Raw genomic sequence first — 25763 nt, forward strand, 5'->3', positions numbered from 1 at the left:
CGTGAATCCACTTCTTCAGAAACTTCAGTCTTATCCGTTCGAAAAGCTTCGTGTGCTCTTCAAGGGCATCGAGCCGCGCGCCGGATTCACGCCGATCAGCTTCGGCATCGGCGAACCGAAGCATCCGACGCCCGTGCTGATCCGCGACGCGGTGATCGATTCGCTCGGCGGGCTCGCCACGTATCCGGCGACGCTTGGCAGCGAACCGCTGCGCCAGGCGATCGCGGCATGGGTAATGCGGCGCTACGGCCTCGAATCGATCGATCCCGCGACGCAGGTGCTGCCCGTTTCCGGCTCGCGAGAGGCGCTGTTCGCGCTGGCACAGACCGTGATCGACAGCCGCACGACCGACGCCGCGAAACCGCCCATCGTACTCTGTCCGAACCCGTTCTATCAAATCTACGAAGGCGCGGCCCTGCTCGCGGGCGCCGAGCCGTACTTCGTCAACAGCGATCCGGCGCGCAATTTCGCGTGTGATTACTCCGCGGTGCCCGACGACATCTGGGCGCGCACGCAACTGCTCTATGTCTGCTCGCCGGGCAACCCGACGGGCGCCGTGCTCACGCTCGAAAACTGGCGCGAGCTGTTCGCGCTGTCGGACAAGCACGGCTTCGTGATCGCGTCGGACGAGTGCTACTCGGAGATCTATTTCGACGAAAGCAATCCGCCGCTCGGCGGCCTGGAAGCCGCGCGGCTGCTCAACCGCAATTTCGACCGGCTCGTGATGCTGTCGAGCCTGTCCAAGCGCTCGAACGTGCCGGGCATGCGCTCGGGCTTCGTCGCGGGCGACGCGTCGATCCTGAAGGATTTCCTGCTGTATCGCACGTATCACGGCGCGGCGCTGTCGACGGTGTTTCAGCGCGCGAGCATCGTCGCGTGGCAGGATGAAACGCACGTGCGCGACAACCGTGCGCAATATCTGAAAAAATTCCAGACGGTCACGCCGATGCTCGCCGAGGTCCTCGACGTGCGCCTGCCCGACGCCGCGTTCTACCTCTGGGCGAACGTCTCGGGCACCGGGCTCACGGATACCGAGTTCGCGGCGCGCCTGTACGCCGACTATAATGTGACGGTTCTGCCGGGCTCTTTTCTCGCTCGCTTCGCGCACGGCACGAATCCCGGCGAGGGTTTCGTGCGTTTCGCGCTCGTGGCCGAGACCGCGGAATGTGTCGAAGGAGCCCGCCGCATCGTCGAATTCTGCCGCACGCTCGTCGTCTGAGCCTGCCGGTCCTAACTCTCCATCCTTGATATCACTATGTCGCAACAACTTCAGAGCATCATCGATACCGCCTGGGAAAACCGCGCCGAGCTTTCGCCCAAGGCCGCGCCCGCCGAAGTCCGCGAAGCCGTCGCGCATGCGATCGAGCAGCTCGACAAGGGCCAGATGCGCGTGGCCGAAAAGCGCGACGGCGACTGGATCGTGAATCAATGGCTGAAGAAGGCGGTGCTGCTGTCGTTCCGTCTGGAAGACAACGCGCCGATGCCCGCGGGCGGCTACTCGCAGTTCTACGACAAGGTGCCCTCGAAGTTCGCCAGCTACACGGCCGAAGACTTCGCGGCGGGCGGTTTCCGCGTCGTGCCGCCGGCCATCGCGCGCCGCGGCTCGTTCATCGCGAAGAACGTCGTGCTGATGCCGTCGTACACGAATATCGGCGCGTATGTCGATGAAGGCACGATGGTCGATACGTGGGCGACCGTCGGCTCGTGCGCGCAGATCGGCAAGAACGTGCACCTGTCGGGCGGCGTGGGCATCGGCGGCGTGCTGGAGCCGCTGCAGGCGAACCCGGTCATCATCGAGGACAACTGCTTCATCGGCGCGCGCTCGGAAGTCGTGGAAGGCGTGATCGTCGAAGAGAATTCCGTCATTTCGATGGGCGTCTATCTCGGCCAGTCGACCAAGATCTTCGATCGCGAAACCGGCGAAGTGAGCTATGGCCGCATTCCGGCGGGCTCGGTTGTCGTCGCGGGCAACCTGCCGTCGAAGGACGGCTCGCACAGCCTGTACTGCGCCGTCATCGTCAAGAAGGTCGATGCCAAGACGCGCGCGAAGGTCGGCCTGAACGAACTGCTGCGAGGCGACTGATTTGGCCAAGACGACCGTCGTCTACGGCATTCCGAACTGCGACACCGTGAAGAAAGCGCGCGTGTGGCTGGAGGAGCACGGCGTGCCGTTCGAGTTCCACGACTTCAAGAAAGCCGGCGTGAACGACAAGCTGATTCAGGACTGGCTGAAGGACGTTTCGCTCGATCAGCTCATCAACAAGCGTGGCACGACGTGGCGCGGCTTGTCCGACGTGCACAAGGCCGAGGCCGACACGACCAAGGGCGCGATCGCGCTGATGATCCACAAGCCGTCGATCATCAAGCGGCCGGTCGTCGTGGTGAACGGACGCGTGAAAACGCTCGGGTTCTCCGCCGAGCAGTACGAAACGCTCTTTGCCTGAGTGAACGCGATGACTGTGAACTCGACGGTCATCGCAAGCTTGCTACGAGTGCCGGCCCGTGCGCCGGCATTTTTTTATCGCCTCATTTGTCGCATTACTTCGAAACGACCATGTCCGGCACCCTTTCCCTCACCGAAGCGCTGATCGAACGCGCTTCCGTCACGCCCGACGATCAGGCCTGTCAGGCGCTCATGATCGAGCGGCTCGCGGCGATCGGCTTCGAATGCGAAACGATCGAATCCGGCGGCGTCACGAATCTCTGGGCCGTCAAGCGAGGCACGGACGCGAATGGCAAACTGCTCGCGTTCGCCGGCCACACCGATGTCGTGCCGACCGGCCCGCTCGAACACTGGAGCTCGCCGCCGTTCACGCCGACGCACCGCGACGGCAAGCTCTACGGGCGCGGCGCGGCGGACATGAAGGCGTCGCTCGCGGCGTTCGTCGTGTCGAGCGAGGAATTCGTCGCGCGCTGCCCCGGGCATCGCGGCACGCTCGCGTTTCTCATCACGAGCGACGAAGAAGGCCCCGCGACCGACGGCACCATCAAGGTCGTCGAGGCACTGAAGGCGCGCGGCACGCGGCTCGATTACTGCATCGTCGGCGAGCCGACTTCCAGCGACACGCTCGGCGACATGGTCAAGAACGGCCGGCGCGGCTCGATGACGGGCAAGCTCGTCGTCAAGGGCGTGCAAGGGCATATCGCGTATCCGCATCTCGCGAAGAATCCGGTGCATCTGCTCGCGCCGGCGCTGGCGGAACTCGTGGCCGAGCGCTGGGACGAGGGCAACGAATACTTTCCGCCGACGACCTGGCAAGTGTCGAACCTGCACTCCGGCACCGGCGCGACCAACATCATTCCCGGTCACGCCGACCTGATGTTCAACTTCCGCTTCTCGACCGCGAGCACGGTCGAGAGCCTGCAAAGCCGCGTGCGCGCGATTCTCGACAGGCACGGCTTCGACTACGATCTGCAGTGGATCGTGAGCGGACTGCCCTTTCTCACGCCGCGCGGCGCGCTGTCGGACGCGCTCGAAAAGGCCATCCTCGATGAAACCGGTGTGCGCACCGAGCTGTCCACCACGGGCGGCACGTCCGACGGGCGCTTCATCGCGCGGATCTGCGATCAGGTCGTCGAGTTCGGTCCGCCGAACGGCACGATCCACAAGATCGACGAGCATGTCGAAGTGCGTTTCATCGAGCCGTTGAAGAACGTGTACCGACGCGTGCTCGAAGAACTGATCGCCTAACTCAAATCTGACAATAAAAAGGAGCCTTCGATGGCGCTGCCCTTCACCACCGTGCGCGACCTGTTGCGCTTCGGCGTCTCGCGTTTCACCGAAGCGGGCTTGTCGTTCGGCCACGGCTCGTCCAATGCCTACGACGAAGCCGCCTATCTGATCCTGCATACGCTGCATCTGCCGCTCGACACGCTCGAGCCGTTTCTCGACGCGCGCCTGCTCGATCACGAAATCGACGCCGTCATGAAAGTGATCGAGCGCCGCGCGAAAGAGCGGATTCCCGCCGCGTACATCACCCAGGAAGCGTGGATGCACGGCCGCCGTTTCTATGTCGACGAGCGCGTGATCGTGCCGCGCTCGTTCATCGGCGAGCTGCTGCAGGACGGCTTGCAGCCCTATGTGACCGACCCGGACCAGGTCACGCGCGTGCTGGAGCTCTGCACCGGCTCGGGCTGTCTCGCGATCCTCGCGGCGCAGGCCTTCGAAAACGCGGATGTCGATGCCGTCGACATTTCCGCCGATGCGCTCGCGGTCGCGCGCCGCAACGTCGACGACTACGGTCTCGACGAGCGCGTGAGCCTCTATGAGGGCGACCTGTACGCGCCGCTGCCTGCCGCGCGCTATGAAGTGATCGTCACGAATCCGCCGTACGTCAACGCGGACGCGATGCAGGCGCTGCCCGAGGAATACCGGCACGAGCCCGAACTCGCGCTCGCCGGCGGCGCGGACGGCATGGACGTGGTGCGGCGCATCGTGCGCGACGCGGGCAAATGGCTGACCGAGGACGGCGTGCTCGTCGTCGAAATCGGCAACGAGCGCCCGAACGTGGAAGCCGCGCTGGGCGGCCTCGATCTCGTGTGGCTCTCGACCAGCGCCGGCGACGACAATGTCTTCCTGATCCAGGCCGCCGACCTGCCGGCCTGACGCCTCTGCCCGAACGATCGTTGCGGCGGCGCAGGCGCTGCAACGATCGCTAACACTTCGCGCGGAAGGGTTCGGTAATATGGCAACTCGCCATTAGCGAAGCACTTCGCTCCTTCTCGCGTCTATGCAAGCATCCGACTGGCTACACCTGGGCACGCTCGTGATGGCCGCGCATGTGCTCGGCGTGATCGCCGCGATCCATGCCGTCATCAACACACGCACATCGCAAGGCGCGGTGGCGTGGGCGGTGTCGCTCGTCGCGATGCCCTACTTCACGCTGGTTCCGTATCTCTTTCTCGGCCGCAGCAAGTTCGCCGGCTACATCGACGAGCGCAGGCTGGAGATCGAGATTCTGCGCAGCCGCTCGAAGCCCGCCGAATGGGATTCGGGCGCCCGCAGCGACGCGCCTGAAGGCGCGCCGCTCGTCGATTCCTCGGGCGCGCGCGGGGAACTCGCGCCGGGACCGGCCGCGTATCTCGGCAATCCGACGATCCGCACGCTGCAGCGCCTGTCCGGAATGCCTTTTCTGCGCGGCAACTCGGTGCGCGTGCTCATCAACGGCGACGCCACGTTCGCCGCGATCCTCGACGCGATCGCCGCGGCCGAGCGCTACGTGGTCGTGCAGTTCTTCATCGTGCGCGCCGACGCGCTCGGCGACATGCTCAAGGACGCGCTGATCAAAAAAGCCCAGGCGGGCGTGCGCGTGTACTTCCTGTACGACAGCATCGGCAGCTTCGATCTGCCGCACCGCTATGTGAACGCGCTGCGCGCGGGCGGCGTCGAGGCGCATCCGTTCGCGGCGACGCGCAAGTTCGTGCATCGTTTCCAGATCAACTTCCGCAATCATCGGAAGATCGTCGTGGTGGATGGCAAGTGCGCGTTCATCGGCGGGCATAACGTGGGCGTCGAGTATCTCGGCGGCAATCCGCGCCTTTCGCCATGGCGCGACACGCACGTGGAAGTGCGTGGCCCGGCGGTCGCGAGCATCCAGTTCGTCTTCACCGAAGACTGGTACTGGGCGACGCAGCGCCTGCCCGAACTCGGTCCCGCGCCGCATTCCGGCGAAAACATGCACTGCATGGTGCTGTCGAGCGGCCCGGCGGACAAACAGGAAACCTGCTCGCTCTTTTTTGTCGAGGCGATCAACGCCGCGCGCGAACGCATCTGGATCACGTCGCCCTATCTGATTCCCGACGAAGCCGTGTTCTCGGCGCTCCGGCTCGCGGTGATGCGCGGCGTGGACGTGCGCATCCTGATTCCGAGCCGGCGCGATCATCGCGTGGTGTTCGCGGCGTCGCGGCTCTATGCGTACGATCTGGTGCAGGCGGGCGTGCGCATCTTTCGCTACAAGCCGGGATTTCTGCATCAGAAGGTCGTGCTCGTCGACGATATCGCCGCCTCGATCGGCAGCGCGAATCTCGATAACCGCTCGTTTCGCCTGAACTTCGAGATCACGGTGCTGACCGTCGATCGCGCGTTCGCAAGCGAGGTCGAAGCGATGCTCCTTGCCGATTTCGCGCAATCGTTCGAGATCGACAGCAACGACTATCGTGGAAAGGCGTTCTGGCGGCGCATGGCGATGCACGTCGCGCGACTGTTCTCGCCGATCCTCTGAGTTGCGTCAGAGCAGCTTTTCGATGTCGTCGGTGATCGACTCGGGCTTCGTCTGCGGCGCATAGCGCTTGATGACCTTGCCGTTGCGATCGACGAGAAACTTCGTGAAATTCCACTTGATCGCTTCGATGCCGAGCAGTCCCGGTTCCTTGTCCTTCAGGTATTTGTAGAGCGGATGCGCGTTCGAGCCGTTCACCTCGATCTTCGCGAACATCGGAAAGGTGACGCCGAAGTTCTTCTCGCAAAAGGCGCCGATTTGTTCCGCGTCGCCCGGCTCCTGCTTGCCGAACTGGTTGCAAGGAAAGCCGAGCACCTCGAAACCGCGCGCCGCGAACTGTCGGTAGATGTCCTGCAAACCCTTGTATTGCGGCGTGAAACCGCATTCGCTCGCCGTGTTCACGATGAGCAGCACCTTGTCGCGATATTGGTCGAGGCCGACGGTCGCGCCGTCGAGTGTTTCGGCCGAGAAACCGTAGATGCCTTCGCTGGCTGCGCTCATGGCGTGCTCCGAAAAATTTCGATGAGATCCACGCGATGCTAACCCGGCACGCGTTCGTTCGCCATCGGCCGAACGGCCGACCCCTGTCTCGCAACCGGTCCGGTCTAAAATAGCGCTTTCCTTCCAAGCCGCGCCCTTTTCGCCGCCATTCCGACGTGATCCGCTTCAATCAGTTCAGCCTGTCCCGCGGCACCAAGCCGCTTTTCGAAGACACGAGCTTCACGCTCAATCCGGGCGAGAAGGCCGGTCTCGTCGGCGCGAACGGCGCGGGCAAGTCGACGCTCTTTTCCGTGCTGCGCGGTGAGCTGCATGCGGACGGCGGCGATTTCTCGATGCCGCCGTCCTGGCGCATCGCGCATGTCGCGCAAGAAACGCCCGCGGCGGACCGCAGCGCGCTCGATTACACGCTCGACGGCGACACGCATCTGCGCGCGATCGAGGCGCGCATCGAGGCGGCTTCGGCCGCGCACGACGGTGTCGCCGTCGCGGAAGCCCACGCCGCCTTCGCGGATGCCGACGGCTACACCGCGCCCGCCCGCGCCGAAACGCTGTTGCTCGGTCTCGGCTTCACACTGGAGCAGACGCGCGAGCCGGTGTCGAGCTTCTCGGGCGGCTGGCGCATGCGCCTGAATCTCGCGCAGGCGCTGATGTGTCCGTCCGACCTGCTCCTTCTCGACGAACCGACCAATCACCTGGACCTCGACGCCATCGTCTGGCTGGAAGACTGGCTCGGGCGCTATTCGGGCACGCTCGTCGTCATCTCGCACGACCGCGAGTTTCTCGATTCGGTCTGCAACGTGACGCTGCATCTGGAGAATCGCCAGGTGAAGCGCTACGGCGGCAACTACAGTCAGTTCGAAGTGCTGCGCGCGCAGCAGATCGCGCTGCAACAGGGCGCGTACGAAAAGCAGCAGAGAACGGTCGCGCATCTGCAGAGCTTCATCGACCGGTTCAAGGCCAAGGCGACCAAGGCGAAGCAGGCGCAAAGCCGCGTGAAGGCGCTGGAAAAGATGGAGCTGATCGCGCCCGCGCACGCGAGCTCGCCGTTCACGTTCGAATTCCGCGAGCCCGACGCCGCACCCAATCCGATGATGGTCATGGAAGGCGTGCGCTGCGGCTATCACGACGACGCGGGCGGCGAGATTCCGATCGTCGAGGGCGTGACGCTGTCGATTCAAAACGGCCAGCGCATCGGCTTGCTCGGCGCGAACGGCCAGGGCAAGTCGACGCTCATCAAGACGCTTGCGCAGACGCTCGAACCGCTTTCAGGCGGCGTGCGGCAGGGCAAAGGCCTGCAAATCGGCTATTTCGCGCAGCATCAACTGGAAACGCTCCGTCCGGACGATTCCGCGCTTGCTCACCTCGCGCGCCTCGCGCCCGATACGCGCGAACAGGAACTGCGCGACTTCCTCGGCAGCTTCAACTTCTCCGGCGAGATGGCGACCGCGAAAATCGCGCCCTTCTCGGGCGGCGAAAAGGCGCGGCTCGCGCTGGCGCTCATCATCTGGCAAAAGCCGAATCTGCTGCTGCTCGACGAGCCGACCAATCACCTCGACCTCGAAACGCGCCACGCCCTGACTATGGCGCTCGCGCAGTTCGAAGGCACGCTGATTCTCGTATCCCACGACCGGCATTTGCTTCGCGCGACGACCGACACCTTCATGCTCGTTGCGAAGCATCGCCTGAGCCCGTTCGACGGCGATCTCGACGATTACCGCGACTGGCTTCTGCAGCATGCCGCCGAAGCGCGGGCGGCCGCGAAGGAAGCGAGCGGCGCGGCCTCCGGCGACGCGCAGGACAGCGCGCTCAACCGGAAGGAGCAACGTCGACAGGAAGCGCAGGAACGGCAGAAGCTCGCGCATCTGAAGAAACCCCTGCAGTCGCGTATCGCGAAGATCGAGAAAGAGATGGAAAAGCTCCACGCGGAGAAAACGGAACTCGATGCGTTCGTCGCCGATCCGTCGAGCTACGAAGCCGCGATGAAGACCCGGCTCACCGAAACGATCCGCCGCCAGGGCGAAGTGAATGCACGCCTCGAAACGCTCGAAATGGAATGGCTCGAAGCGCACGAGGAACTGGAGCAAATCGGCTCATAACCGGAGACCGGCCACTTGACGACACCCTCCCTCACCGGCCTGCGCGTGCTCGATCTGACGCGGCTCTTGCCCGGCCCCATCGCCACGCTGCGGCTCGCGGAACTCGGCGCCGATGTGCTGAAAATCGAGCCGCCCGGCGAAGGCGACTATGCGCGCACGATGCTGCAAAGCGACGCCGACCGGCAGAGCAATAGGCCGAGCGCGTTCTATCGCATCGTCAACCGCGGAAAACGGCAGCTCACGCTCGATCTCAAAACGGACGAAGGCCGCGTGAAGCTGATCGAGCTCGCTCGTGATGCGGATGTTCTGGTCGAGAGCTTCCGCCCTTCGGTGATGGCGCGGCTCGGCGTCGGTTACGACGTGCTGCGCGCCGCCAATCCCAGGCTCGTCTATTGCGCGATCACCGGCTTCGGCAGCGACGGTCCGTTCGCGCACAAGGCCGGTCACGATCTGAACTACATCGCGTATGCGGGCGTGCTCGATCAGCTCGCGGCGCGGGACGGCACGCCCGTCGCGCCGAATTTTCAGCTGGCGGATCTGCTCGGCGGCGCCCTTTCGGCCGTCATGGAAATACTCGCGGCCGCGTGGCAGGTCGCACGCGGCGGCGAAGGACGCTGTCTGAATGTGTCGATGACGCATGCGGTGCACGCGCACAACGTGATGGCGCACATCGCCCTCGCCAATGCCAACGAAACGGGCACGCGCGCGGGCGCCGGCCTCCTGAACGGCGGCGCGCCCTGTTACGACGTGTACCGCACGCGCGATGGCCGCTTCGTCGCAGTCGGCGCGCTGGAGCTTAAGTTCTGGGAAACCTTGTGCGAGGCGCTCGGCCGCCCCGACTGGGCGACGCGGCACTGGAGTCTCGGTCAGGCGATCGGCGGAGCAGACGCGGCGGAATTGTCCGCGCAACTCGCAGCGTGCTTTGCTGAACGCACGCGCGACGAATGGATGGCGTTGCTGGAGCCGCTCGATTGCTGCGTGGCGCCCGTCCTGACGCCCGCCGAAGCGGCGGCGCACCCGCTTTTCAAGAACGGCTAACGCCGCGGCAGGACCTGACGCGGCTGACGCTCGTCGTCGACGAGCACGTGCTTGCGCCCTGTCACGTGCTCGCGAATGGTCGCGACGACTTCATCCTCGGTGACATCGGCCGCGACCACGCGGCGCGAGATCTGTCCTTGCTCGTCGATCCATTCGACGATCCGGCAGCCGCTTCCCCAAGGCTGTTGAAGCGGCGCGGAAACTCGGCATCCGCGCAGATGGAACGCGGGCTTCGGCCGGGTTGATTTTGAGTGTTTCAATGCGTGGTCCTCTCGATCCTTCCAGTCACTTCGCTTGATGAAATGCGGTTTGCGAAGTTGGCCGGTTCCGTAGCCTTGTAAGGATAGGAAAACCGCGCGTTGCTTGGGTTACATCGAGCAACGAGATTTTTACACCTCATTACGAAGGGTCCGATCGCGAAATCATTCGAGGTCGCGAACGCGGTCGATCGCTTCCTCGATGCGGTCCACCGCGATCACCTTCAGGCCATCGATAGGCTGCTTGGGCGCATTCGCCTTCGGGATCAGCGCGACCGAAAAGCCGAGCTTCGCTGCCTCCTTCAGGCGATCCTGCCCGCGCGGCGACGGCCGGATCTCGCCTGCCAGCCCGACTTCGCCGAACGTGATGAGCCCTTTGGGCAGCGGCTTGTTGCGCATCGACGAATGAATCGCGAGCAGCACGGCCAGATCGGCGGCGGGCTCGGTGATCTTCACCCCGCCGACCGCGTTCAGGAACACGTCCTGATCGAAACACGCGATGCCCGCATGCCGATGCAGCACGGCGAGCAATAGCGCCAGCCGGTTCTGCTCCAGACCGACCGCGAGCCGGCGCGGATTGGGCACGTGCGCGGTATCGACGAGCGCCTGGACTTCGACCAGGAGCGGCCGCGAGCCTTCTTGCGTCACGAGCACGCACGAGCCCGCGACACTCTGCTCGTGCTGCGACAGGAACAGCGCCGACGGATTCGCGACGCCGCGCAAGCCCTTCTCCGTCATCGCGAAGACGCCGAGTTCGTTCACCGCGCCGAAACGATTCTTGAAAGCGCGCACGAGCCTGAACGACGAGTGCGTGTCGCCTTCGAAATACAGCACGGTATCGACGATGTGCTCGAGCACGCGCGGCCCCGCGAGACTGCCTTCCTTCGTCACGTGGCCGACCATGATGATCGACGTACCCGTCTGCTTCGCGATGCGCGTCAGTTGCGCCGCGCACTCGCGCACCTGCGCGACGGAGCCGGGCGCGGAGGTCAGCGCCTCGGAGTAGATCGTCTGGATGGAGTCGATCACGGCGACTTCGGGCCGATGCTCGTCGATGGTCGCCTGGATCTTTTCGAGCTGGATTTCCGCGAGCAGCGCGAGATCGCCCGCCGCGCCGGACTCCCCGGTCAGGCCGAGGCGCTGCGCGCGCAATGCGATCTGCGCGCCGGATTCCTCGCCGCTCACGTAGAGCGCGGGCCGCTCGCGCGCGATTTCGGCAAGCGACTGCAACAGCAGCGTCGATTTGCCGATACCCGGATCGCCGCCGATCAGCACGACGCCGCCCGGCACGAGGCCGCCGCCGAGCACGCGATCGAATTCGCCGACGCCGGTCGTGAAGCGCGGCACGTCCGACGCCTCGATTTCGGCGAGCTTGCGTACCGGCGAGCTTTTCGCGAGCGCCTGGAAGCGATGCGCGGAAGGCGCCTGCTCCACCGATTCGATCAGCGTGTTCCACGCCCCGCACGCGGCGCACTGACCGGTCCATTTCGGCGACTGACCGCCGCATTCGCTACACGTATAGAGCGTCTTTGCTTTCGCTGCTTTTGCCACACACTGCCTTGCTTTGAGTTCTTGATGAGATTATTCGGCGCGCACCGGCACGCGCTGCGCGATCGCGCACATGAGCTCGTAGCCGATCGTGCCGGCCGAGCTCGCGACATCGTCGATCGGCAGATTCGCGCCCCACAACTCGACGCGCGAACCGATGCCCGCCTGCGGGCACGGCGTCAGGTCGACGGTCAGCATGTCCATCGACACGCGGCCCACGAGCCGCGTCCTTACTCCGTCGACGATGACGGGCGTGCCTTCCGGCGCCACGCGCGGATAACCGTCCGCGTAGCCGCACGCGACCACGCCGATGCGCATCGGCGCACCCGCCGTGTACGTCGAGCCATAACCGATGCTGCTTCCGGCATCGACCGTCTGCACGGCGATCAGTTCGGACTGAAGCGTCATCGCGGGCTTGAGACCGGTGCCGGCGATATCCGCCGTCACGCCCGAAGGCGATGCGCCATAGAGCATGATGCCGGGCCGCACCCAGTCGACATGTGCGTCGGGATGCCACAGCACCGCCGCGGAATTGGCGAGACTGCGCGCGCCGGCGATGCCTTCCGCCCCGCGCTCGAACGCCTCCAGCTGATGCGCGATGCCACGCGGGCCGTCGGCATCCGAAAAATGGGTCATGAGCGTGATCTGACCGACGCCCTGCACGGCGCGCGCCCGCTCCCACGCGGTTCGGAACTTTTCGGGCGTGTAGCCCAGGCGGTTCATGCCGCTGTTCATCTTCAACTGGATGTTGATCGGCTTCGACAGCCGCGCCATTTCCAGCATGCGCAACTGCTCGTCGCAGTGCACGGCCGTGGTGAGGCTGTAGCGGTCGATCACGTCGATATCGGTCGGCCGGAAAAAGCCCTCGAGCAAGAGAATCGGCCCGGCCCAGCCCAATTCACGCAACTTCGCGGCTTCTTCGAGGTCGAGAAGTCCAAAGCCGTCCGTCGCGCGCAGCCCAGGGAACGCCCGGGCGAGTCCGTGGCCATATGCATTGGCCTTGACGACGGCCCAGACCTTGGACTTCGGCGCGTACCTGCGAGCAATGGCGAGGTTGTTGGCGAGCGCGGCGGTATGAATGGTTGCAGAAAGGGGGCGCGGCATGAGCGTGTGGTGGAATTGCAGTGAGTGCGGTCGAAAAGACGAGCATACGACAGCGGGACGCGTCCTGCTGCGCCGACCGGGATGCATTGCGAATCAGTATCTTATGAGGAATATCAAGCGCGGACGGGTCATTTCTCGCGCGATCGAGATTACTGCTAGTCAGAATGCGCCTATTTTCGTGTTATAAAGCCGTGCGCACAACCCATTTCGAAAGGCATAAGCCCGCGCGCATGACAGGCGCTCGGGGCGGATCACCCGCAGTGAGGAAAGCTTCGGATCAGATGAAAAAAGGTTTTTACACCATCATGGCCGCGCAGTTTTTCTCATCGTTGGCCGATAACGCTTTACTGATCGCTGCCATCGCACTGCTGAAAGACCTTCACGCCCCGAACTGGATGACGCCGCTGCTCAAGCTGTTCTTCGTCCTGTCGTATGTGATTCTCGCGGCGTTCGTCGGCGCTTTCGCCGATTCGCGGCCCAAGGGTCACGTGATGTTCGTGACCAATTCGATCAAGGTCGTCGGCTGCGTGACGATGCTCTTCGGCGCGCATCCGTTGCTCGCGTACGGCATCGTCGGCTTCGGCGCCGCCGCTTATTCGCCGGCGAAATACGGCATTCTCACCGAGCTCCTGCCAGCCGACCGGCTCGTCGCCGCGAACGGCTGGATCGAAGGCACCACGGTCGGATCGATCATTCTCGGCACGGTGATGGGCGGCGCACTGATCAGCCCGCATATCGCGAGTCATCTGCTGTCGCTGCACATTCCGCGTATCCACACGCCCGCCGAAGCGGCGATGCTCGTCATCATGCTGATGTACGTGGTCGCGGCGATGTTCAACCTGCGCATTCCCGACACCGGCGCGCGCTATCCGAAGCAGGAGACGCGGCCGCTCAAGCTCATCACCGATTTCGCCGACTGCTTTCTCGTGCTGTGGCGCGACAAGCTCGGCCAGATCTCGCTCGCCGTCACGACGCTCTTCTGGGGCGCGGGCGCGACATTGCAGTTCATCGTCCTGAAATGGGCCGAGGTGTCGCTCGGCATGACGCTCTCGCAGGCCGCGATCCTGCAGGCGGTGATCGCCGTCGGCGTCGCGGCGGGCGCGGTGCTCGCGGCCGCGCGCGTGCCGCTCAAGCGCTCGCTCACGGTGCTGCCGGTCGGCATCATCATGGGGCTCGCCGTCATGCTGATGGCGTTCTACACGCGCCATCTCTTTCCCGCGCACTGGGGCATCTACTTCGGCAAGATGCACTTCCCCGGCTATCTGCTGATCGCGTATGTGTTCCTGATGATCGTCGGCGGCCTGTCGGGCTTCTTCGTCGTGCCGATGAACGCGCTGCTCCAGCATCGCGGGCACGTGCTCCTTTCCGCCGGCCATTCGATCGCCGTGCAGAACTTCAACGAGAACCTCTCGGTGCTCGTCATGCTGTGCCTCTACGCGGTGCTCGTGTGGCTCGACATGCCGATCCAGTTCGTCATCGTGCTGTTCGGCTCCTTCGTGTGTCTCATGATGTACTTCGTGATGCGCCGGCATCAGGCCAATCAGCGCGCGTTCGATTCGGTCGCGCTGATCGGCGAAGCGCGGCACTGACGCGTCGCGCGCCCTCGTTTCGATCGACTCCCATCATGCTCGCCGCCGACCTCTTTCCGTTCGTCAGCCGCGTGCGCGAACGCGCGCCGCTCGTGCACTGCCTGACGAATCTCGTCGTCACCAACTTCACCGCGAACGTGCTGCTCGCGATCGGCGCCGCGCCCGCGATGGTCGTCGCGCGCGAGGAAGTCGCCGAGTTCGCCGCCGTGGCCAACGCGCTGTCGGTCAATCTCGGCACCCTCGACGTGCCGCAGAGCCGCGCGATCCGCGCCGCCGTCGATGCCGCCAACGACGCGGGCAAACCGTGGGTGCTCGATCCGGTCGCGGTCGGGCCGCTCGCGTTTCGCACCGAGTTCGCACTCGAACTGCTCGATGCGAAGCCCGCGGTGATTCGCGGCAATGCGTCCGAGATCATCAGCCTGTCGGGGGGCGCCGCCAGCGGACGCGGTGTCGACAGCACCGCCGCCACCGACGCCGCGCTCGATGCCGCACAGGTTCTCGCGCTGAAAACGCAGGCCGTGGTCGCGGTGACGGGCGAGACCGACTACGTGACCGACGGCCGCCGCGTGATCGCGCTCTCCAACGGCTCGCCGTTGATGACGCGCGTGACGGGCGTCGGCTGCGCGCTGTCCGCGACCGTTGCCGCGTTCGTCGGCACGGCGTCGGAGCGCGGCGAGTTCTGGGCCGCGACCGTCGCCGCCATCGCCTATTCCACCATCGCGGGCGAGCTCGCCGCGCGCGACGCCGCTCTGCCCGGCAGCTTCGCCGTCGCGTATCTGGACCGGCTCGCATCGATCGATGCCGAAGCCTTCGAGAAGACGCTCGCGCAACGCGATATCGTTTCCAGCTGACCATGCGCGCTCCATTCGATCTTTCGCTCTACTTCGTGCTCGACCCCGTGCAGTGCGGCGGCCAGGACGCAGCGGTTCGCGTCGCGCGCGCCGCGCTCGAAGGCGGCGCGACCCTCGTGCAGCTGCGCGCGCCCGAGTGGAACAAGCGCGCGTGGCTCGACCTCGCGCGCGAACTGTTGCCGATCACCCGCGCGCACGGCGTGCCGTTCGTCATCAACGATCACGTCGATGTCGCGCTGGCTGCCGGCGCCGATGGCGTGCATATCGGCCAGCGCGATCTGCCCGCCGATATCGCGCGGCGCTTGCTCGGGCCGGATGCGCTGATCGGGCTGTCGGTCTCGAACCTCGACGAAACCGCCGATGCGAATGCGCTCGCGGGTGTCGTCGATTATCTCGGCGCGGGCCCGGTGTACGCGACGCCGACCAAGACCGACGCTTCCGCGCCCTGCGGCGTCGATGGCCTCGCCGAACTATGCGCCGCCGCGCGCTTGCCGACCGTGGCGATCGGCGGCATCCAGACGCACAACGCCGCCGAGGTCATGCGCGCCAGACCCGCCGGTCTCGCGGTCGTCTCCGCGATCTGCAAGGCCGCCGACCCGCGCACAGCAGCCGCGGCCTTGTGCGCGACCATCGCGCGCGCCCGAACCTGACTCCGATATGCCTGCCACGAAATCCATTCCCAACGTTCTCACGATCGCCGGCTCCGACTCGGGCGGCGGCGCGGGCATTCAGGCCGACCTGAAGGCTTTCTCCGCGCTCGGCGCGTACGGCGCGAGCGTGATCACGGCGCTCACCGCGCAGAACACGCGAGGCGTGACGGCGGTTCATGCGCCGGAGCCCGCGTTCATCACCGCGCAGCTCGACGCCGTGTTCGACGACATCCGCATCGATGCCGTGAAGATCGGCATGCTCGCGAACGCGGGCATTGTGCGCGCGGTCGCCGATGCGTTGCAGCGTCATCGGCCGAAGCACGTCGTGCTCGACACCGTGATGATCTCGAAGAGCAATCACGCGTTGCTCGTGCCGGAAGCGGTCGCCGCGCTGCGCGACGAACTACTGCCGCTCGCGACGCTCGTCACGCCGAATCTGCCCGAAGCGGCGGCCCTGCTCGGCACCGAAAGCGCCGCCGACGAAGACGCGATGGTCCGTCAGGGCGAAGCATTGCGCGCGCGCGGCGCGCAGGCCGTGCTGATGAAAGGCGGCCATCTTGCCTCGAACGAGAGCCCCGACTGGCTGATCGAGGCGAGCGGCGCGCTCAGGCTCGGCGGCGCCCGCGTGCCGCTCAAGAACACGCACGGCACGGGCTGCACGCTGTCCTCGGCGATAGCGGCGCTGATCCCGCAAACCGATGATCTCGCGAGCGCCACCGCCGAAGCGAAGCGTTATCTGACCGGCGCGATCGAAGCGAGCACGCGGCTCGACGTCGGCCACGGCGTGGGGCCGGTGCATCATTTCTTCCGCTGGTGGTGATCGACGCGACCTGATCAGCGCGCGGACGCGGCGAACTCACGCGCCCGCGCCGGCCAGTCGTCCGGAACGATGAAGCCGCGCGATTCCTCGATCCATCCGCCCGCCTCGTCGCGCGCGTAGGCGGCGATCATCGTCGGCGCGAGCGCGCTTTCCAGACGAGATCGGATCGCCTCCGATTCCGCGATCAACGTCCGGGCAGCGCTCGCATCGAGCCGCCGCGATGCGAGCCACGCCATGCGCGGTTGCACGACCCACGCGCGTTCGACGTCCGCGACATGCGCCCGCGTATTGCGCCATTCCGACGCCGTGAGCCACCATCCGCGCAAATGATATGTGCCGATCTCGGGTGCGGGCTCGATGGGCCGGTCGTCCAGGCCATGATAGAAAAGCCGTCCCTTGATGAACAACTGCGCGCGCCACGGCCCTTCGAAGCCGAGCGCGGCGAACTCGGCGCGCGAGCTGAGCGCGAGTTGATGCGTGACGAGCCGCGCGTGCTTCAGATCGAAGCGATCCTGAAGGTTCGGCCCGACATAATCCGAGAGGCGCGCCGGACGGGATGCATCGTCATCGCCGATATGCAGATAGAACTTCACCGCGAGTTCCCAGTGCAGCCGCGCGCCGCTGGCCGATTCGAGCAGAAAATCGCATTCGCCGATGGTGCGCCGCTGGTGCCGCAACGGCACGTTCGCCGCGATGAGGCGCGCCGCGGGTCCGTGCGCCAGGAAGAATCGGATGAGGCTCTCGGCGTAGATGCCGAGCCGGGTGAACTTGGGATCGCGCGCGTGGTCGTGAAGCGGTCGTGGCGCGGCATCGAGGGCCTTAAGCCACGCGAGCGTCGCGTCACGTTCGTGGGTCGATGCGAACGGTCGGGCCAGCGCGGCATCGCCCTCGCAAAGCAGATCGGGGGCAAAGAGCAGCCAGGCGAGATCGCGAACCGTGACGTCGTCGAAACGATCGACGAGACGCGTGAGCTCGCTCGCCGCGGCGGCCATCAGATGCCGCCCTTCTCGGCTCCTTGCTCGACGCCGAGCGCGGCGAGCGCATCGCGGTATGTGTTGCGCGCGAGACAGAGATCGGCCCAGGCCTTCGACTTATCCTGCAGGCTGCGCAACAGATAAGCCGGGTGATACGTGACGATGACCGGCACGCCGCGATACGCGTGCACGCGGCCGCGCATCGACGCGATGCTGGCCTCGTTCTTCAGGAGACTCTGCGCGGCGAAGCGCCCCATCGCGACGATGACCTTCGGCTTCACCAGCTCGACCTGCCGTTGCAGATACGGCTCGCAGCGCGCGACTTCATCGAGCTCGGGATTGCGGTTGCCGGGCGGACGGCACTTGATCACGTTGGCGATATAGACATTCGACTCGCGCGACAACGAGAGTGCGCGCAGCATGTTGTCGAGCAGCTTGCCCGCCTGGCCGACGAACGGCTCGCCCTGTTTGTCCTCGTTCTCGCCCGGCGCCTCGCCGATCAGCATCCAGTCGGCTTCGCGATCGCCGACGCCGAAGACCGTGTTCGTGCGGCGTTCGCACAGACGGCAGCGTTCGCAGTTCGCGACGCGCTCGGCGAGCGCGTCCCAGTCGAGCGTGTGGACGTCGCTCGGGGCTTCCGTGACGACGGGTTCGGCATGGAGCGGCGCGTCGTCGGTCCAGGGAAGATCGTCGTAGGCGTCGAGAGGCGGCAGGTCGGAATCGGGCTGCGGTTGCGCGACAGGCTTGGGCTCTTGCCGCACCTCGACGGGCGCCGGCGCTTCGGCAACGTCGGCGACCGTCGGACGTTCCGGCTCGCGCGGCGCCTCGGGCGCCATCCCCCGCCGGACCCAGACCGGCCCGATTCCCAACTCCTCGATCAGCATTTCATCGAGCGCCATGCGCACTCTCCTTCATGAACGTCAGACGCATGACGATTGCGTCCTCACGCGAGCGATGGCGCGCGGGGTAATAGTTCTTGCGACGTCCGATGGCCGTGAAGCCGAAGCGCTCGTAAAGCTGGATCGCGCGCGGATTGGACGGCCGCACTTCGAGCAACACGCCGTCCAGCTTTTCGGCGCGCGTGAGGCGCACCGCCTCGCGCAGCAGCGTCAGGCCCGCGCCCGCGCGCTGCGCCGACGGCGCGACACACAGGTTGAGCAGATGCATTTCGTCGACGACCGGCATCAGCACGCAATAACCGATCAGCGTGCCGGTCACATGGCGCAGACACACGCCGTAGTAGCCGTTGCGCAGCGAATCCTGAAAGTTGCCGCGGCTCCACGGATACTCGTAGGCGAGTTTCTCGACTGCGGCGACTTCGTCGAGGTCGGCCTCGGTCATCGGCGTCAGATACCGATCGGCCAGCAACACGCCGCTCACCGAAGGGCCTCCTCACGCGCCCGCATGCGCTCCGCCGTGGTTTGCGCAACCTTGTCGCGCACGTATTCGGGCGCGGCGTGCTCGGGCGCGACCGTTCGGCCTGCCCGCAACGCCCGCAAGCCGATCAACGCGACCGGCAGTGCATGCGGCAGCGCCTCACGATCGACACGCGCGGCAGCGGCCAGCGCCGGCAGACGATCGCCGAACGCGGCCGCGGCGTTGCCGGCGAGCGCAAACGGCACGTCCGGCAGCGGCAGCGCGCCGGGCGCATCGAGCGCGGCGGGATGCAGTGTGAGCCAGTCGCCGGTGGCGGCGTCGAATTCGAAGTCGGCCCAGTAGACTTCGTCCATGCGGGCGTCGAGCGCAGCCAGCACGCGCGGCGGGATCGACGGATCGTCGAGGCGCGCGGCTTGCGCGCAAGCGAGCAGCGTGCTCACCGGCACCACGGGCACGTTCAGGCCGAACGCCAGCCCTTGCGCGACGCCGGTGGCCGTGCGCAGGCCGGTGAACGAGCCGGGCCCCGCACCGAACGCGATCGCGCCGCAATCGGCGAGCGCGAGGCGTGCCTCGTCGAAAAGTTCGCGCACGGCCGGCAAAAGGCGCGTGCTCGAAACGGCGCCGGTCGCCTCGTGGCGGCACCAGACGCGCGTGTCGCCGTTCACGTACTGTGGCGCGGCAGTTTCCGGATCGGGGGTGGAAGCGGTGTCGGCGAGCAGAAGCGCGACGGAGCAAAACTCTGTCGATGTGTCGAGGGCGAGCAAAACGGTGCGTGTCATAGCCGGTATTGTAATGCGGGACATGCGCCCGATTCGCGTGATCCGCACAGGCCGGGCGAACCGGATCGTGTCTGGAAGACGTCCTCGGTTGGAGGAAAGCCTCGACGCGCCGCGCCCGACCCGCTTGCTAAGATCGTTCGGTCCCATCTCGACAAGAACGGAGAACGCATGACCGATATCGACCAGCAATTCGTTCGGGCCCAGTCCGACGTGACGCAACTGTCCGAGCGCCCCGGCAATCTGACGCTGCTGCGGCTCTACGCGCTTTTCAAACAGGCGAGCGTCGGCGACGTGCAAGGCGAGAAGCCGGGCTTCACGGACATCGCCGGGAAGTACAAATACGAAGCGTGGGCCGCGCTGCAAGGCACGCCCGCCGACGACGCCAAGGCGCGCTACGTCGAACTCGTCGAATCGCTCAACCGAGGTGAAGCGGCCTGAGGGCCGCACCAGTCGGAGGCCGCGCCGGCCGATGCCCGGGGATGGCGCGGTCATGCATCAGAATGTGGCGCAGTGCAGCAAATTCGGATATACTTGCGACTCAGCGCTCGACTGTGGGTTGCAAGCCTCCCGGCAGGCCTCACGCAGCAAGGCGCTTCGTAGCGTTTCGCCCCAATCCAGTTTAGAAACTGTCCCCTCCCTGCTAGGCCGTTGCGCCGTTGTATTGTGCGCAGTCTGTTCCGCGGCCCGTCATGCATCAGGCTGACGTCAGCGCCCGTCGTTCTCTTCGGAACGATCGAGCCTGCCGAATCCGATACAGCTTCTAACAAAGATACTCGCCGCACGTTCGCGCGAGTAGCCTGCGTTTTTCGATTTGCTCGCTGTTTCTTCGCTCGCTGAATCCAACGACCTGGGTATGCCGATTGGCGCCGACGCCTTATTCCTCGTTTCAAGGATCGACATGACTTCGAGCTTCACCGCTAGCCCGTTGGACAATCTCGCAGCACAAACTGGCATCACCCCCACGGCCGACACGCCCGCAGCCGACGCACCCGCCGACAAGCCCGCCGGCCCCACTTTCGAATCCCTCGGCCTTTCCGCCGATATCGTGTCCGCGCTGACCGCCGCGGGCTATCAATCCCCGACGCCCGTGCAGCAGCGCGCGATTCCCGCTGCGCTCGCCGGCCGCGACCTGCTCGTTTCCAGCCCGACCGGCTCGGGCAAGACGGCGGCTTTCATGCTGCCCGCCATCGAGAAATTCGCGCAACTGCAAAAGCTCGAAGCGCAGCAGCCGCGTGCGCCGCGTGACCCGAACGCGCCGCGCGGCCGTCGCCCGCAGCCGATCGCCCGTCCGCGCCTGCTCGTGCTCACGCCGACGCGCGAACTCGCGATGCAGGTTTCCACCGCCGCGACCACGTACGGCAAGCACCTGCGCCGTCTGCGCACCGTCAGCATTCTCGGCGGCGTCGCGTACGGCCAGCAGTTGATGCTCCTCGCGAAGAACCCCGAAATCCTCGTCGCGACGCCGGGCCGCCTGATCGATCACCTCGAGCGCGGCCGCATCGACCTGTCGGAACTGAACATGCTCGTGCTCGACGAAGCCGACCGCATGCTCGACATGGGCTTCATCGAAGACATCGAGACGATCGTCGACGCCACGCCGGCATCGCGTCAGACGCTGCTCTTCTCGGCGACCATCGACAGCAAGATCACATCGCTGACCGGGCGTCTGCTGAAGGATCCGGAGCGCATCGAGATCGTGCAGAAGCTGGAAGCGAAGAGCAACATCGCCCAGACCGTGCATTACGTCGATGACCGCGATCACAAGGATCGTCTGCTCGATCACCTGCTGCGCGACGCCGGTCTCGATCAGGCGATCGTCTTCACGGCGACCAAGAGCGACGCCGACCTGATCGCCAATCGCCTCGCCGACGCGGGCTTCGAGTCCGCCGCGCTGCATGGCGACCTGCCGCAAGGCGCGCGCAACCGCACGATCCGCGCGCTGCGCGAGCGCCGCGTGCGCGTGCTGGTCGCGACCGACGTCGCCGCGCGCGGCATCGACATTCCGGGCATCACGCACGTCTTCAACTACGATCTGCCGAAGTTCGCGGAAGACTATGTGCACCGTATCGGCCGTACCGGTCGTGCCGGCCGCAGCGGCACGGCGGTGAGCCTCGTGCACTACGCGGAAATGGGCGCGCTGAAGCGCATCGAGCGTTTCGTGCGCTCGCCGCTGCCGGTGAACGTCGTGGCGGGCTTCGAGCCGCGCAAGGCGCCGCCCAAAGGCGGTTTCGGCGGCGGTCGCGGCCGTCCGGGCGGCAACGGCGGTGGCCGTCGCTTCGGCGGCAACGGCGGCGGCAGCGGCAGCGGTCGCGGCTATGGTCCGGGCAACGCGAGCGGTTACGGCAACAAGTCGAACGCCGGATCGCGCGAAGGCGGCTTCCGCGACGGCGGTGGCTATCGTGGCGGCAACAGCGACGGCGGCTATCGCGGCGGCAACCGTGGCGAAGGCGGCTACGGCTCGCGCGACGGCTACAGCGCACGCCGCAACGACGGCCCGCGCGCCCCGCGCCGCGGCAGCTAAGCGGCCCGCAAGAAGCGGCTTTTCAGCGCCGCTTCCCATGTAGAAAAAACCGATGCCTCGCGCATCGGTTTTTTTTCGTCTCATCGGCGCATTTCACAATGCGCAACGATCTTTTGCGTCGCAAAAGATGTGCTGCGCAGCACAAACGCGACCGTTGCGAGATAGAAAACCGCATCCCGCAATACGGAATATAAGGTCTATCCGATTGAATTTACTAGATAAATTTATTCACGAATTCGCCGATTGCAGGGTGTTTCGAAGATCGTCGTTTGTCTAGACTCTTATATAAGAGTTGAGCAAACGCAGGCTACCGAATCCCGGCCATCGAAGCTCAGCATCATCCAGGAACACCGCTTCAACATTCGTCGCTCAGTCCTTATCCCAAGGAGAAACGCTATGACGGCACGTCAACAACAAGCTCAGCAACTCCAAAAGCAATGGGAGACCGATGAGCGCTGGAAAGGCATCAAGCGCGGCTATTCGGCGGACGACGTCGTGCGCCTGCGCGGCTCGGTGCAGCCGGAGCACACGCTCGCGCGGCGCGGCGCCGAGCGGCTGTGGGCGTCGATCAACGAGGAGCCGTTCGTCAATGCGCTCGGCGCGCTGACCGGCAATCAGGCGATGCAGCAAGTCAAGGCCGGACTCAAGGCGATCTATCTGTCGGGCTGGCAAGTGGCGGGCGATGCCAACGTCGCCGGCGAAATGTATCCGGACCAGTCGCTGTATCCGGCGAATTCGGTGCCGCTCGTCGTGAAGCGGATCAACAACACGCTCACGCGCGCCGACCAGATTCAGTGGTCCGAAGGCAAGAATCCGGGCGACGAAGGCTACATCGACTACTTCGCGCCGATCGTGGCCGATGCCGAAGCGGGCTTCGGCGGCGTGCTGAATGCCTTCGAACTGATGAAGGCGATGATCGAAGCCGGCGCCGCGGGCGTGCACTTCGAGGATCAACTGGCGTCGGTCAAGAAGTGCGGTCACATGGGCGGCAAGGTGCTCGTGCCGACGCGCGAGAACGTCGCGAAACTCTCGGCCGCGCGACTGGCGGCGGACGTGTGCGGCGTGCCGACGCTGCTCATCGCCCGTACCGATGCCGAAGCCGCCGATCTCGTCACCTCCGACATCGACGACAACGACAAGCCGTTCCTCACCGGCGAGCGCACCGTGGAAGGCTTCTTCCGCACGAAGCCGGGTCTCGGGCAGGCGGTGTCGCGCGGCCTCGCCTACGCGCCCTACGCCGATCTCGTCTGGTGCGAAACCGGCAAGCCGGATCTCGAGTACGCGAAGAAATTCGCCGAGGCGATCCACAAGGAATTCCCGGGCAAGATGCTGTCCTACAACTGCTCGCCGTCGTTCAACTGGAAGAAGAATCTGGACGACGCGACCATCGCCAGGTTCCAGCGCGAGCTGGGCGCAATGGGCTACAAGTTCCAGTTCATCACGCTGGCCGGCTTCCACGCGCTGAACTACTCGATGTTCAATCTCGCGCACGGCTACGCCCGTTCGCAGATGAGCGCATTCGTCGAACTGCAGCAGGCCGAGTTCGCCGCCGCCGACAAGGGCTTCACGGCGGTCAAGCATCAGCGGGAAGTCGGCACCGGCTACTTCGATGCCGTCACGCAAACCGTCGAAAAAGAAGCCTCGACGACGGCCTTGCACGGCTCGACCGAAGATGAGCAGTTTTTCGACAAGAAGGTCGCGTGATACCGCGTCAGTCGGGCGAATCAGGCAGGTGAATCAGGGAGCGCGGTGAAAAGAAGCGGCGGGCGCGGCGCGTGCGATGACGCGCCGCGCCCGCCCTTCAAACGAAAGCGCATCGCGTGCGCTTTCGTTTGAGGCATCAGCGGTAAACGATGACCGGAATCTTGGTATGCGTCAGCACGCGCTGCGTTTCGCTGCCTATCAGCAGGCTGCCGATTCCGCGACGCCCGTGCGACGCCATCAGGATCACGTCGCAGCCATTTTGCTCCGCCGCTTCGATGATGCCGATATACGGCGCGGCATCGATGCTCGTCACGCTCGAACAGGGCACGCCGGCGCTCTCGGCGGCGCGCTCGACCGCGCGCAGGTGTTCGCGCGCTTCGTTCTCGGCGCGGGTGTGGAAGTCGTCGGGCGGCTCGACGGCGACATCGGCGAACGGCGAGTACGGATACTGCGGCAGGCACGCGTAAGCCGTGATGCGCGCGCCGACGGATTGCGCGAGATCGATCGCGCCGTCGATGGCCTTTTGCGATAGCTCGGAGCCGTCGGTCGGCACGAGGATGTGTTTGAACATGGTGTCCTCCCCGTTACGTGATGGTGCGTCGTTCTATTGTAGTAACGGGGACGGAGACGGAGAAATTTCGATGCACCGGCGGCGCTCGCCCGCTCCGACGCCAGGCTCCATATAGGATTCCGAAGTGTTGTCCATTCACGAAGTCAACCCCAATACCCCGTCGCGTTATACGTATGCTTGAGCAGATCGAGAAACAGACGCACGCGCAACGGCAAATGCCGTCGCTGCGGAAATACCGCGTGAATGCCGATCGGCGGCGCGGCGAACGCATCGAGCACGCTCACGAGTCGGCCTGCATCGATATCGTCGCCGACCTCCCACCAGGAGCGCCACGCGAGGCCCCGGCCTTCGAGACACCATTCGTGCAGCACGGCGCCGTCCGAGCACTCCATCGTGCCGGAGACCTTGATCGTCACGACCTTGCCGTCCTGCTCGAACACCCAGCCGCGCTGCTGGTTCGCCGACGCCCCGAGCGCGAGGCAGTTGTGGTGCGCGAGCGCGGCGAGATCGGCGGGCTCGCCGCGCTTCGCCAGATAGTCCGGCGACGCGACGCATACGCGGCGGTTTTCCCCGAGCTTCAGCGAGACGAGCGACGAATCGGGCAACTCGCCGAGACGCACGGCGCAATCGAAGCCCTCGTTGACGAGATCGACCATGCGGTCGGTCAGATCGAGACTCACGGACACATCCGGATGCAGCGTCGTGAATTTCGGCACGAGCGGCGCGACGTGACGCCGCCCGAAACCCGCCGGCGCGGACACGCGCAAATGCCCGCTGGCCTTCACGCCGCCCGCCGACACGCTCGCCTCGGCGTTCTGCATGTCGTTGATGATGCGTTGGCAGTCCTCGAGGAACGCCGAGCCTTCGAACGTCAGCGTGATCTTGCGCGTCGTGCGCACGAGCAGCTTCACGCCGAGCCGCTCTTCGAGCGCGTCGAGCCGGCGTCCGATGACGGCCGGCGCGATGCCCTCCGCCTGCGCCGCCGCCGACAGGCTGCCCTTGGCCGCAACCGAGGCGAAGGTCTCAATCTGTTTGAATCGATCCATGCGTGTTTGTCGTCAATACCGATACTCGCTCACAGATTAGGTAAGTAAAAGTAAAAGATCAAGTGATGCTGCGGTGCTTTTTCCATCACTTAGATCACGAATACAATCGGTTCCGACCT

25 protein-coding genes are annotated in these 25763 nt (G+C 65.3%); 15 read left to right on the forward strand and 10 right to left on the reverse strand.

The features are described 5' to 3' along the window. Position 1 precedes the first annotated feature (1 nt). The 6 genes from dapC (at position 2) to cls (ending at position 6221) form a co-directional block, all read left to right on the forward strand. Positions 2–1219: a succinyldiaminopimelate transaminase gene (gene dapC / locus U4Y90_RS01135; RefSeq protein ID WP_321791345.1), complete on the forward strand. Its 1218-nt coding sequence runs from the start codon at positions 2–4 to the stop codon at positions 1217–1219. A gap of 36 nt (positions 1220–1255) precedes the next feature. Continuing rightward, a complete protein-coding gene (gene dapD / locus U4Y90_RS01140; protein ID WP_321791347.1) occupies positions 1256–2083 on the forward strand; it encodes a 2,3,4,5-tetrahydropyridine-2,6-dicarboxylate N-succinyltransferase in 828 nt (275 codons plus the stop codon). Position 2084: 1 nt separating this feature from the next. After that, the gene (locus tag U4Y90_RS01145) at positions 2085–2444 is read left to right on the forward strand and encodes an ArsC family reductase (protein WP_321791349.1); all 360 of its coding nucleotides are present in this window, start codon (positions 2085–2087) and stop codon (positions 2442–2444) included. A gap of 110 nt (positions 2445–2554) precedes the next feature. Continuing rightward, the gene (dapE, locus tag U4Y90_RS01150; protein ID WP_321791351.1) at positions 2555–3691 is read left to right on the forward strand and encodes a succinyl-diaminopimelate desuccinylase; all 1137 of its coding nucleotides are present in this window, start codon (positions 2555–2557) and stop codon (positions 3689–3691) included. A 30-nt stretch (positions 3692–3721) separates the two neighbouring features. Beyond that, positions 3722–4606 (forward strand): 50S ribosomal protein L3 N(5)-glutamine methyltransferase, encoded by an 885-nt coding sequence (prmB, locus tag U4Y90_RS01155; protein WP_321791353.1) that lies wholly within the window; start codon positions 3722–3724, stop codon positions 4604–4606. Positions 4607–4730: 124 nt separating this feature from the next. Next, positions 4731–6221, forward strand: coding sequence for a cardiolipin synthase (cls, locus tag U4Y90_RS01160; protein ID WP_321791355.1), 1491 nt, complete (start codon positions 4731–4733; stop codon positions 6219–6221). A 6-nt stretch (positions 6222–6227) separates the two neighbouring features. Here the strand turns inward: cls and U4Y90_RS01165 are convergent, their stop codons facing one another. Further along, entirely contained in the window at positions 6228–6719 is a 492-nt protein-coding gene (locus U4Y90_RS01165) for a glutathione peroxidase (RefSeq protein ID WP_321791357.1), read from the reverse strand. A gap of 155 nt (positions 6720–6874) precedes the next feature. Between U4Y90_RS01165 and U4Y90_RS01170 the strand changes: the two genes are divergently transcribed. After that, entirely contained in the window at positions 6875–8815 is a 1941-nt protein-coding gene (locus U4Y90_RS01170) for an ATP-binding cassette domain-containing protein (protein ID WP_321791359.1), read from the forward strand. Between the two features lie 15 nt (positions 8816–8830). Continuing rightward, positions 8831–9853, forward strand: a complete 1023-nt coding sequence (locus U4Y90_RS01175) for a CaiB/BaiF CoA-transferase family protein (RefSeq protein ID WP_321791361.1) — start codon at positions 8831–8833, stop codon at positions 9851–9853. On the opposite strand, the gene U4Y90_RS01180 is transcribed toward U4Y90_RS01175, so the two are convergent. The 3 genes from U4Y90_RS01180 to alr all read right to left on the reverse strand — a co-directional run bounded on the left by U4Y90_RS01180 (position 9850) and on the right by alr (position 12762). After that, positions 9850–10113, reverse strand: a complete 264-nt coding sequence (locus tag U4Y90_RS01180; protein ID WP_321791363.1) for a DUF2866 domain-containing protein — start codon at positions 10111–10113, stop codon at positions 9850–9852. The genes U4Y90_RS01175 and U4Y90_RS01180 overlap by 4 nt on opposite strands. Positions 10114–10275: 162 nt before the next feature. After that, positions 10276–11661, reverse strand: coding sequence for a DNA repair protein RadA (gene radA, locus U4Y90_RS01185; protein WP_321791364.1), 1386 nt, complete (start codon positions 11659–11661; stop codon positions 10276–10278). Between the two features lie 30 nt (positions 11662–11691). Beyond that, a complete protein-coding gene (alr, locus tag U4Y90_RS01190) occupies positions 11692–12762 on the reverse strand; it encodes an alanine racemase (protein WP_321791366.1) in 1071 nt (356 codons plus the stop codon). A gap of 281 nt (positions 12763–13043) precedes the next feature. Between alr and lplT the strand changes: the two genes are divergently transcribed. From lplT to thiD, 4 genes are read left to right on the forward strand one after another with little or no spacing between them, the layout of a single operon-like run. Next, complete coding sequence (gene lplT, locus U4Y90_RS01195) at positions 13044–14351, forward strand: lysophospholipid transporter LplT (protein WP_321791368.1); 1308 nt, start codon at positions 13044–13046, stop codon at positions 14349–14351. Positions 14352–14386: 35 nt separating this feature from the next. Continuing rightward, positions 14387–15202, forward strand: coding sequence for a hydroxyethylthiazole kinase (gene thiM, locus U4Y90_RS01200; RefSeq protein ID WP_321791370.1), 816 nt, complete (start codon positions 14387–14389; stop codon positions 15200–15202). Positions 15203–15204: 2 nt separating this feature from the next. Continuing rightward, positions 15205–15852 carry a thiamine phosphate synthase gene (gene thiE / locus U4Y90_RS01205; RefSeq protein WP_321791372.1) on the forward strand — a complete coding sequence of 216 codons (648 nt, stop codon included), beginning with the start codon at positions 15205–15207 and terminating at the stop codon, positions 15850–15852. Positions 15853–15859: 7 nt separating this feature from the next. Continuing rightward, positions 15860–16672: a bifunctional hydroxymethylpyrimidine kinase/phosphomethylpyrimidine kinase gene (gene thiD / locus U4Y90_RS01210; protein ID WP_321791374.1), complete on the forward strand. Its 813-nt coding sequence runs from the start codon at positions 15860–15862 to the stop codon at positions 16670–16672. A 14-nt stretch (positions 16673–16686) separates the two neighbouring features. On the opposite strand, the gene U4Y90_RS01215 is transcribed toward thiD, so the two are convergent. Genes U4Y90_RS01215 through tsaB form a run of 4 tightly spaced genes read right to left on the reverse strand, consistent with a single transcriptional unit; the run spans position 16687 to position 19802 of the window. Next, positions 16687–17664 (reverse strand): DUF1853 family protein, encoded by a 978-nt coding sequence (locus U4Y90_RS01215; protein ID WP_321791375.1) that lies wholly within the window; start codon positions 17662–17664, stop codon positions 16687–16689. Beyond that, positions 17664–18545, reverse strand: a complete 882-nt coding sequence (locus tag U4Y90_RS01220) for a uracil-DNA glycosylase (RefSeq protein ID WP_321791378.1) — start codon at positions 18543–18545, stop codon at positions 17664–17666. Before U4Y90_RS01220 ends, U4Y90_RS01215 begins: the two co-directional genes overlap by 1 nt. After that, entirely contained in the window at positions 18532–19026 is a 495-nt protein-coding gene (gene rimI / locus U4Y90_RS01225) for a ribosomal protein S18-alanine N-acetyltransferase (RefSeq protein WP_321791380.1), read from the reverse strand. Before rimI ends, U4Y90_RS01220 begins: the two co-directional genes overlap by 14 nt. Then, entirely contained in the window at positions 19023–19802 is a 780-nt protein-coding gene (tsaB, locus tag U4Y90_RS01230; RefSeq protein WP_321791381.1) for a tRNA (adenosine(37)-N6)-threonylcarbamoyltransferase complex dimerization subunit type 1 TsaB, read from the reverse strand. Before tsaB ends, rimI begins: the two co-directional genes overlap by 4 nt. Before the next feature lie 168 nt (positions 19803–19970). Here tsaB and U4Y90_RS01235 point away from each other — a divergent pair, with 168 nt between their 5' ends. From U4Y90_RS01235 to aceA, 3 genes are all read left to right on the forward strand, one after another. Continuing rightward, the gene (locus U4Y90_RS01235) at positions 19971–20240 is read left to right on the forward strand and encodes an acyl-CoA-binding protein (protein WP_321791383.1); all 270 of its coding nucleotides are present in this window, start codon (positions 19971–19973) and stop codon (positions 20238–20240) included. A gap of 460 nt (positions 20241–20700) precedes the next feature. Then, complete coding sequence (locus tag U4Y90_RS01240; protein ID WP_321791385.1) at positions 20701–22323, forward strand: DEAD/DEAH box helicase; 1623 nt, start codon at positions 20701–20703, stop codon at positions 22321–22323. 396 nt (positions 22324–22719) lie between these two features. Continuing rightward, positions 22720–24027 carry an isocitrate lyase gene (aceA, locus tag U4Y90_RS01245; RefSeq protein WP_321791387.1) on the forward strand — a complete coding sequence of 436 codons (1308 nt, stop codon included), beginning with the start codon at positions 22720–22722 and terminating at the stop codon, positions 24025–24027. Positions 24028–24163: 136 nt separating this feature from the next. Here the strand turns inward: aceA and U4Y90_RS01250 are convergent, their stop codons facing one another. Continuing rightward, complete coding sequence (locus U4Y90_RS01250) at positions 24164–24598, reverse strand: universal stress protein (protein ID WP_321791389.1); 435 nt, start codon at positions 24596–24598, stop codon at positions 24164–24166. Positions 24599–24741: 143 nt separating this feature from the next. Further along, positions 24742–25644 carry a LysR family transcriptional regulator gene (locus tag U4Y90_RS01255; protein ID WP_321791391.1) on the reverse strand — a complete coding sequence of 301 codons (903 nt, stop codon included), beginning with the start codon at positions 25642–25644 and terminating at the stop codon, positions 24742–24744. Positions 25645–25763 lie beyond the last annotated feature (119 nt).

Origin of the sequence: Caballeronia sp. J97 (assembly GCF_905220305.1) — a bacterium.
Taxonomy (GTDB): Bacteria; Pseudomonadota; Gammaproteobacteria; order Burkholderiales; family Burkholderiaceae; genus Caballeronia.

What these genes read in the sequence shown, in the direction of transcription:
- U4Y90_RS01255 (WP_321791391.1), bottom strand. Translation starts at nt 25,644, where the DNA reads ATGGATCGATTCAAACAGATTGAGACCTTCGCCTCGGTTGCGGCCAAG.
- alr (WP_321791366.1), bottom strand. Translation starts at nt 12,762, where the DNA reads ATGCCGCGCCCCCTTTCTGCAACCATTCATACCGCCGCGCTCGCCAAC.
- dapD (WP_321791347.1), top strand. Translation starts at nt 1,256, where the DNA reads ATGTCGCAACAACTTCAGAGCATCATCGATACCGCCTGGGAAAACCGC.
- U4Y90_RS01235 (WP_321791383.1), top strand. Translation starts at nt 19,971, where the DNA reads ATGACCGATATCGACCAGCAATTCGTTCGGGCCCAGTCCGACGTGACG.
- tsaB (WP_321791381.1), bottom strand. Translation starts at nt 19,802, where the DNA reads ATGACACGCACCGTTTTGCTCGCCCTCGACACATCGACAGAGTTTTGC.
- thiM (WP_321791370.1), top strand. Translation starts at nt 14,387, where the DNA reads ATGCTCGCCGCCGACCTCTTTCCGTTCGTCAGCCGCGTGCGCGAACGC.
- lplT (WP_321791368.1), top strand. Translation starts at nt 13,044, where the DNA reads ATGAAAAAAGGTTTTTACACCATCATGGCCGCGCAGTTTTTCTCATCG.
- U4Y90_RS01220 (WP_321791378.1), bottom strand. Translation starts at nt 18,545, where the DNA reads ATGGCGCTCGATGAAATGCTGATCGAGGAGTTGGGAATCGGGCCGGTC.
- U4Y90_RS01240 (WP_321791385.1), top strand. Translation starts at nt 20,701, where the DNA reads ATGACTTCGAGCTTCACCGCTAGCCCGTTGGACAATCTCGCAGCACAA.
- U4Y90_RS01250 (WP_321791389.1), bottom strand. Translation starts at nt 24,598, where the DNA reads ATGTTCAAACACATCCTCGTGCCGACCGACGGCTCCGAGCTATCGCAA.
- cls (WP_321791355.1), top strand. Translation starts at nt 4,731, where the DNA reads ATGCAAGCATCCGACTGGCTACACCTGGGCACGCTCGTGATGGCCGCG.
- dapE (WP_321791351.1), top strand. Translation starts at nt 2,555, where the DNA reads ATGTCCGGCACCCTTTCCCTCACCGAAGCGCTGATCGAACGCGCTTCC.
- U4Y90_RS01165 (WP_321791357.1), bottom strand. Translation starts at nt 6,719, where the DNA reads ATGAGCGCAGCCAGCGAAGGCATCTACGGTTTCTCGGCCGAAACACTC.
- U4Y90_RS01215 (WP_321791375.1), bottom strand. Translation starts at nt 17,664, where the DNA reads ATGGCCGCCGCGGCGAGCGAGCTCACGCGTCTCGTCGATCGTTTCGAC.
- thiD (WP_321791374.1), top strand. Translation starts at nt 15,860, where the DNA reads ATGCCTGCCACGAAATCCATTCCCAACGTTCTCACGATCGCCGGCTCC.
- aceA (WP_321791387.1), top strand. Translation starts at nt 22,720, where the DNA reads ATGACGGCACGTCAACAACAAGCTCAGCAACTCCAAAAGCAATGGGAG.
- prmB (WP_321791353.1), top strand. Translation starts at nt 3,722, where the DNA reads ATGGCGCTGCCCTTCACCACCGTGCGCGACCTGTTGCGCTTCGGCGTC.
- thiE (WP_321791372.1), top strand. Translation starts at nt 15,205, where the DNA reads ATGCGCGCTCCATTCGATCTTTCGCTCTACTTCGTGCTCGACCCCGTG.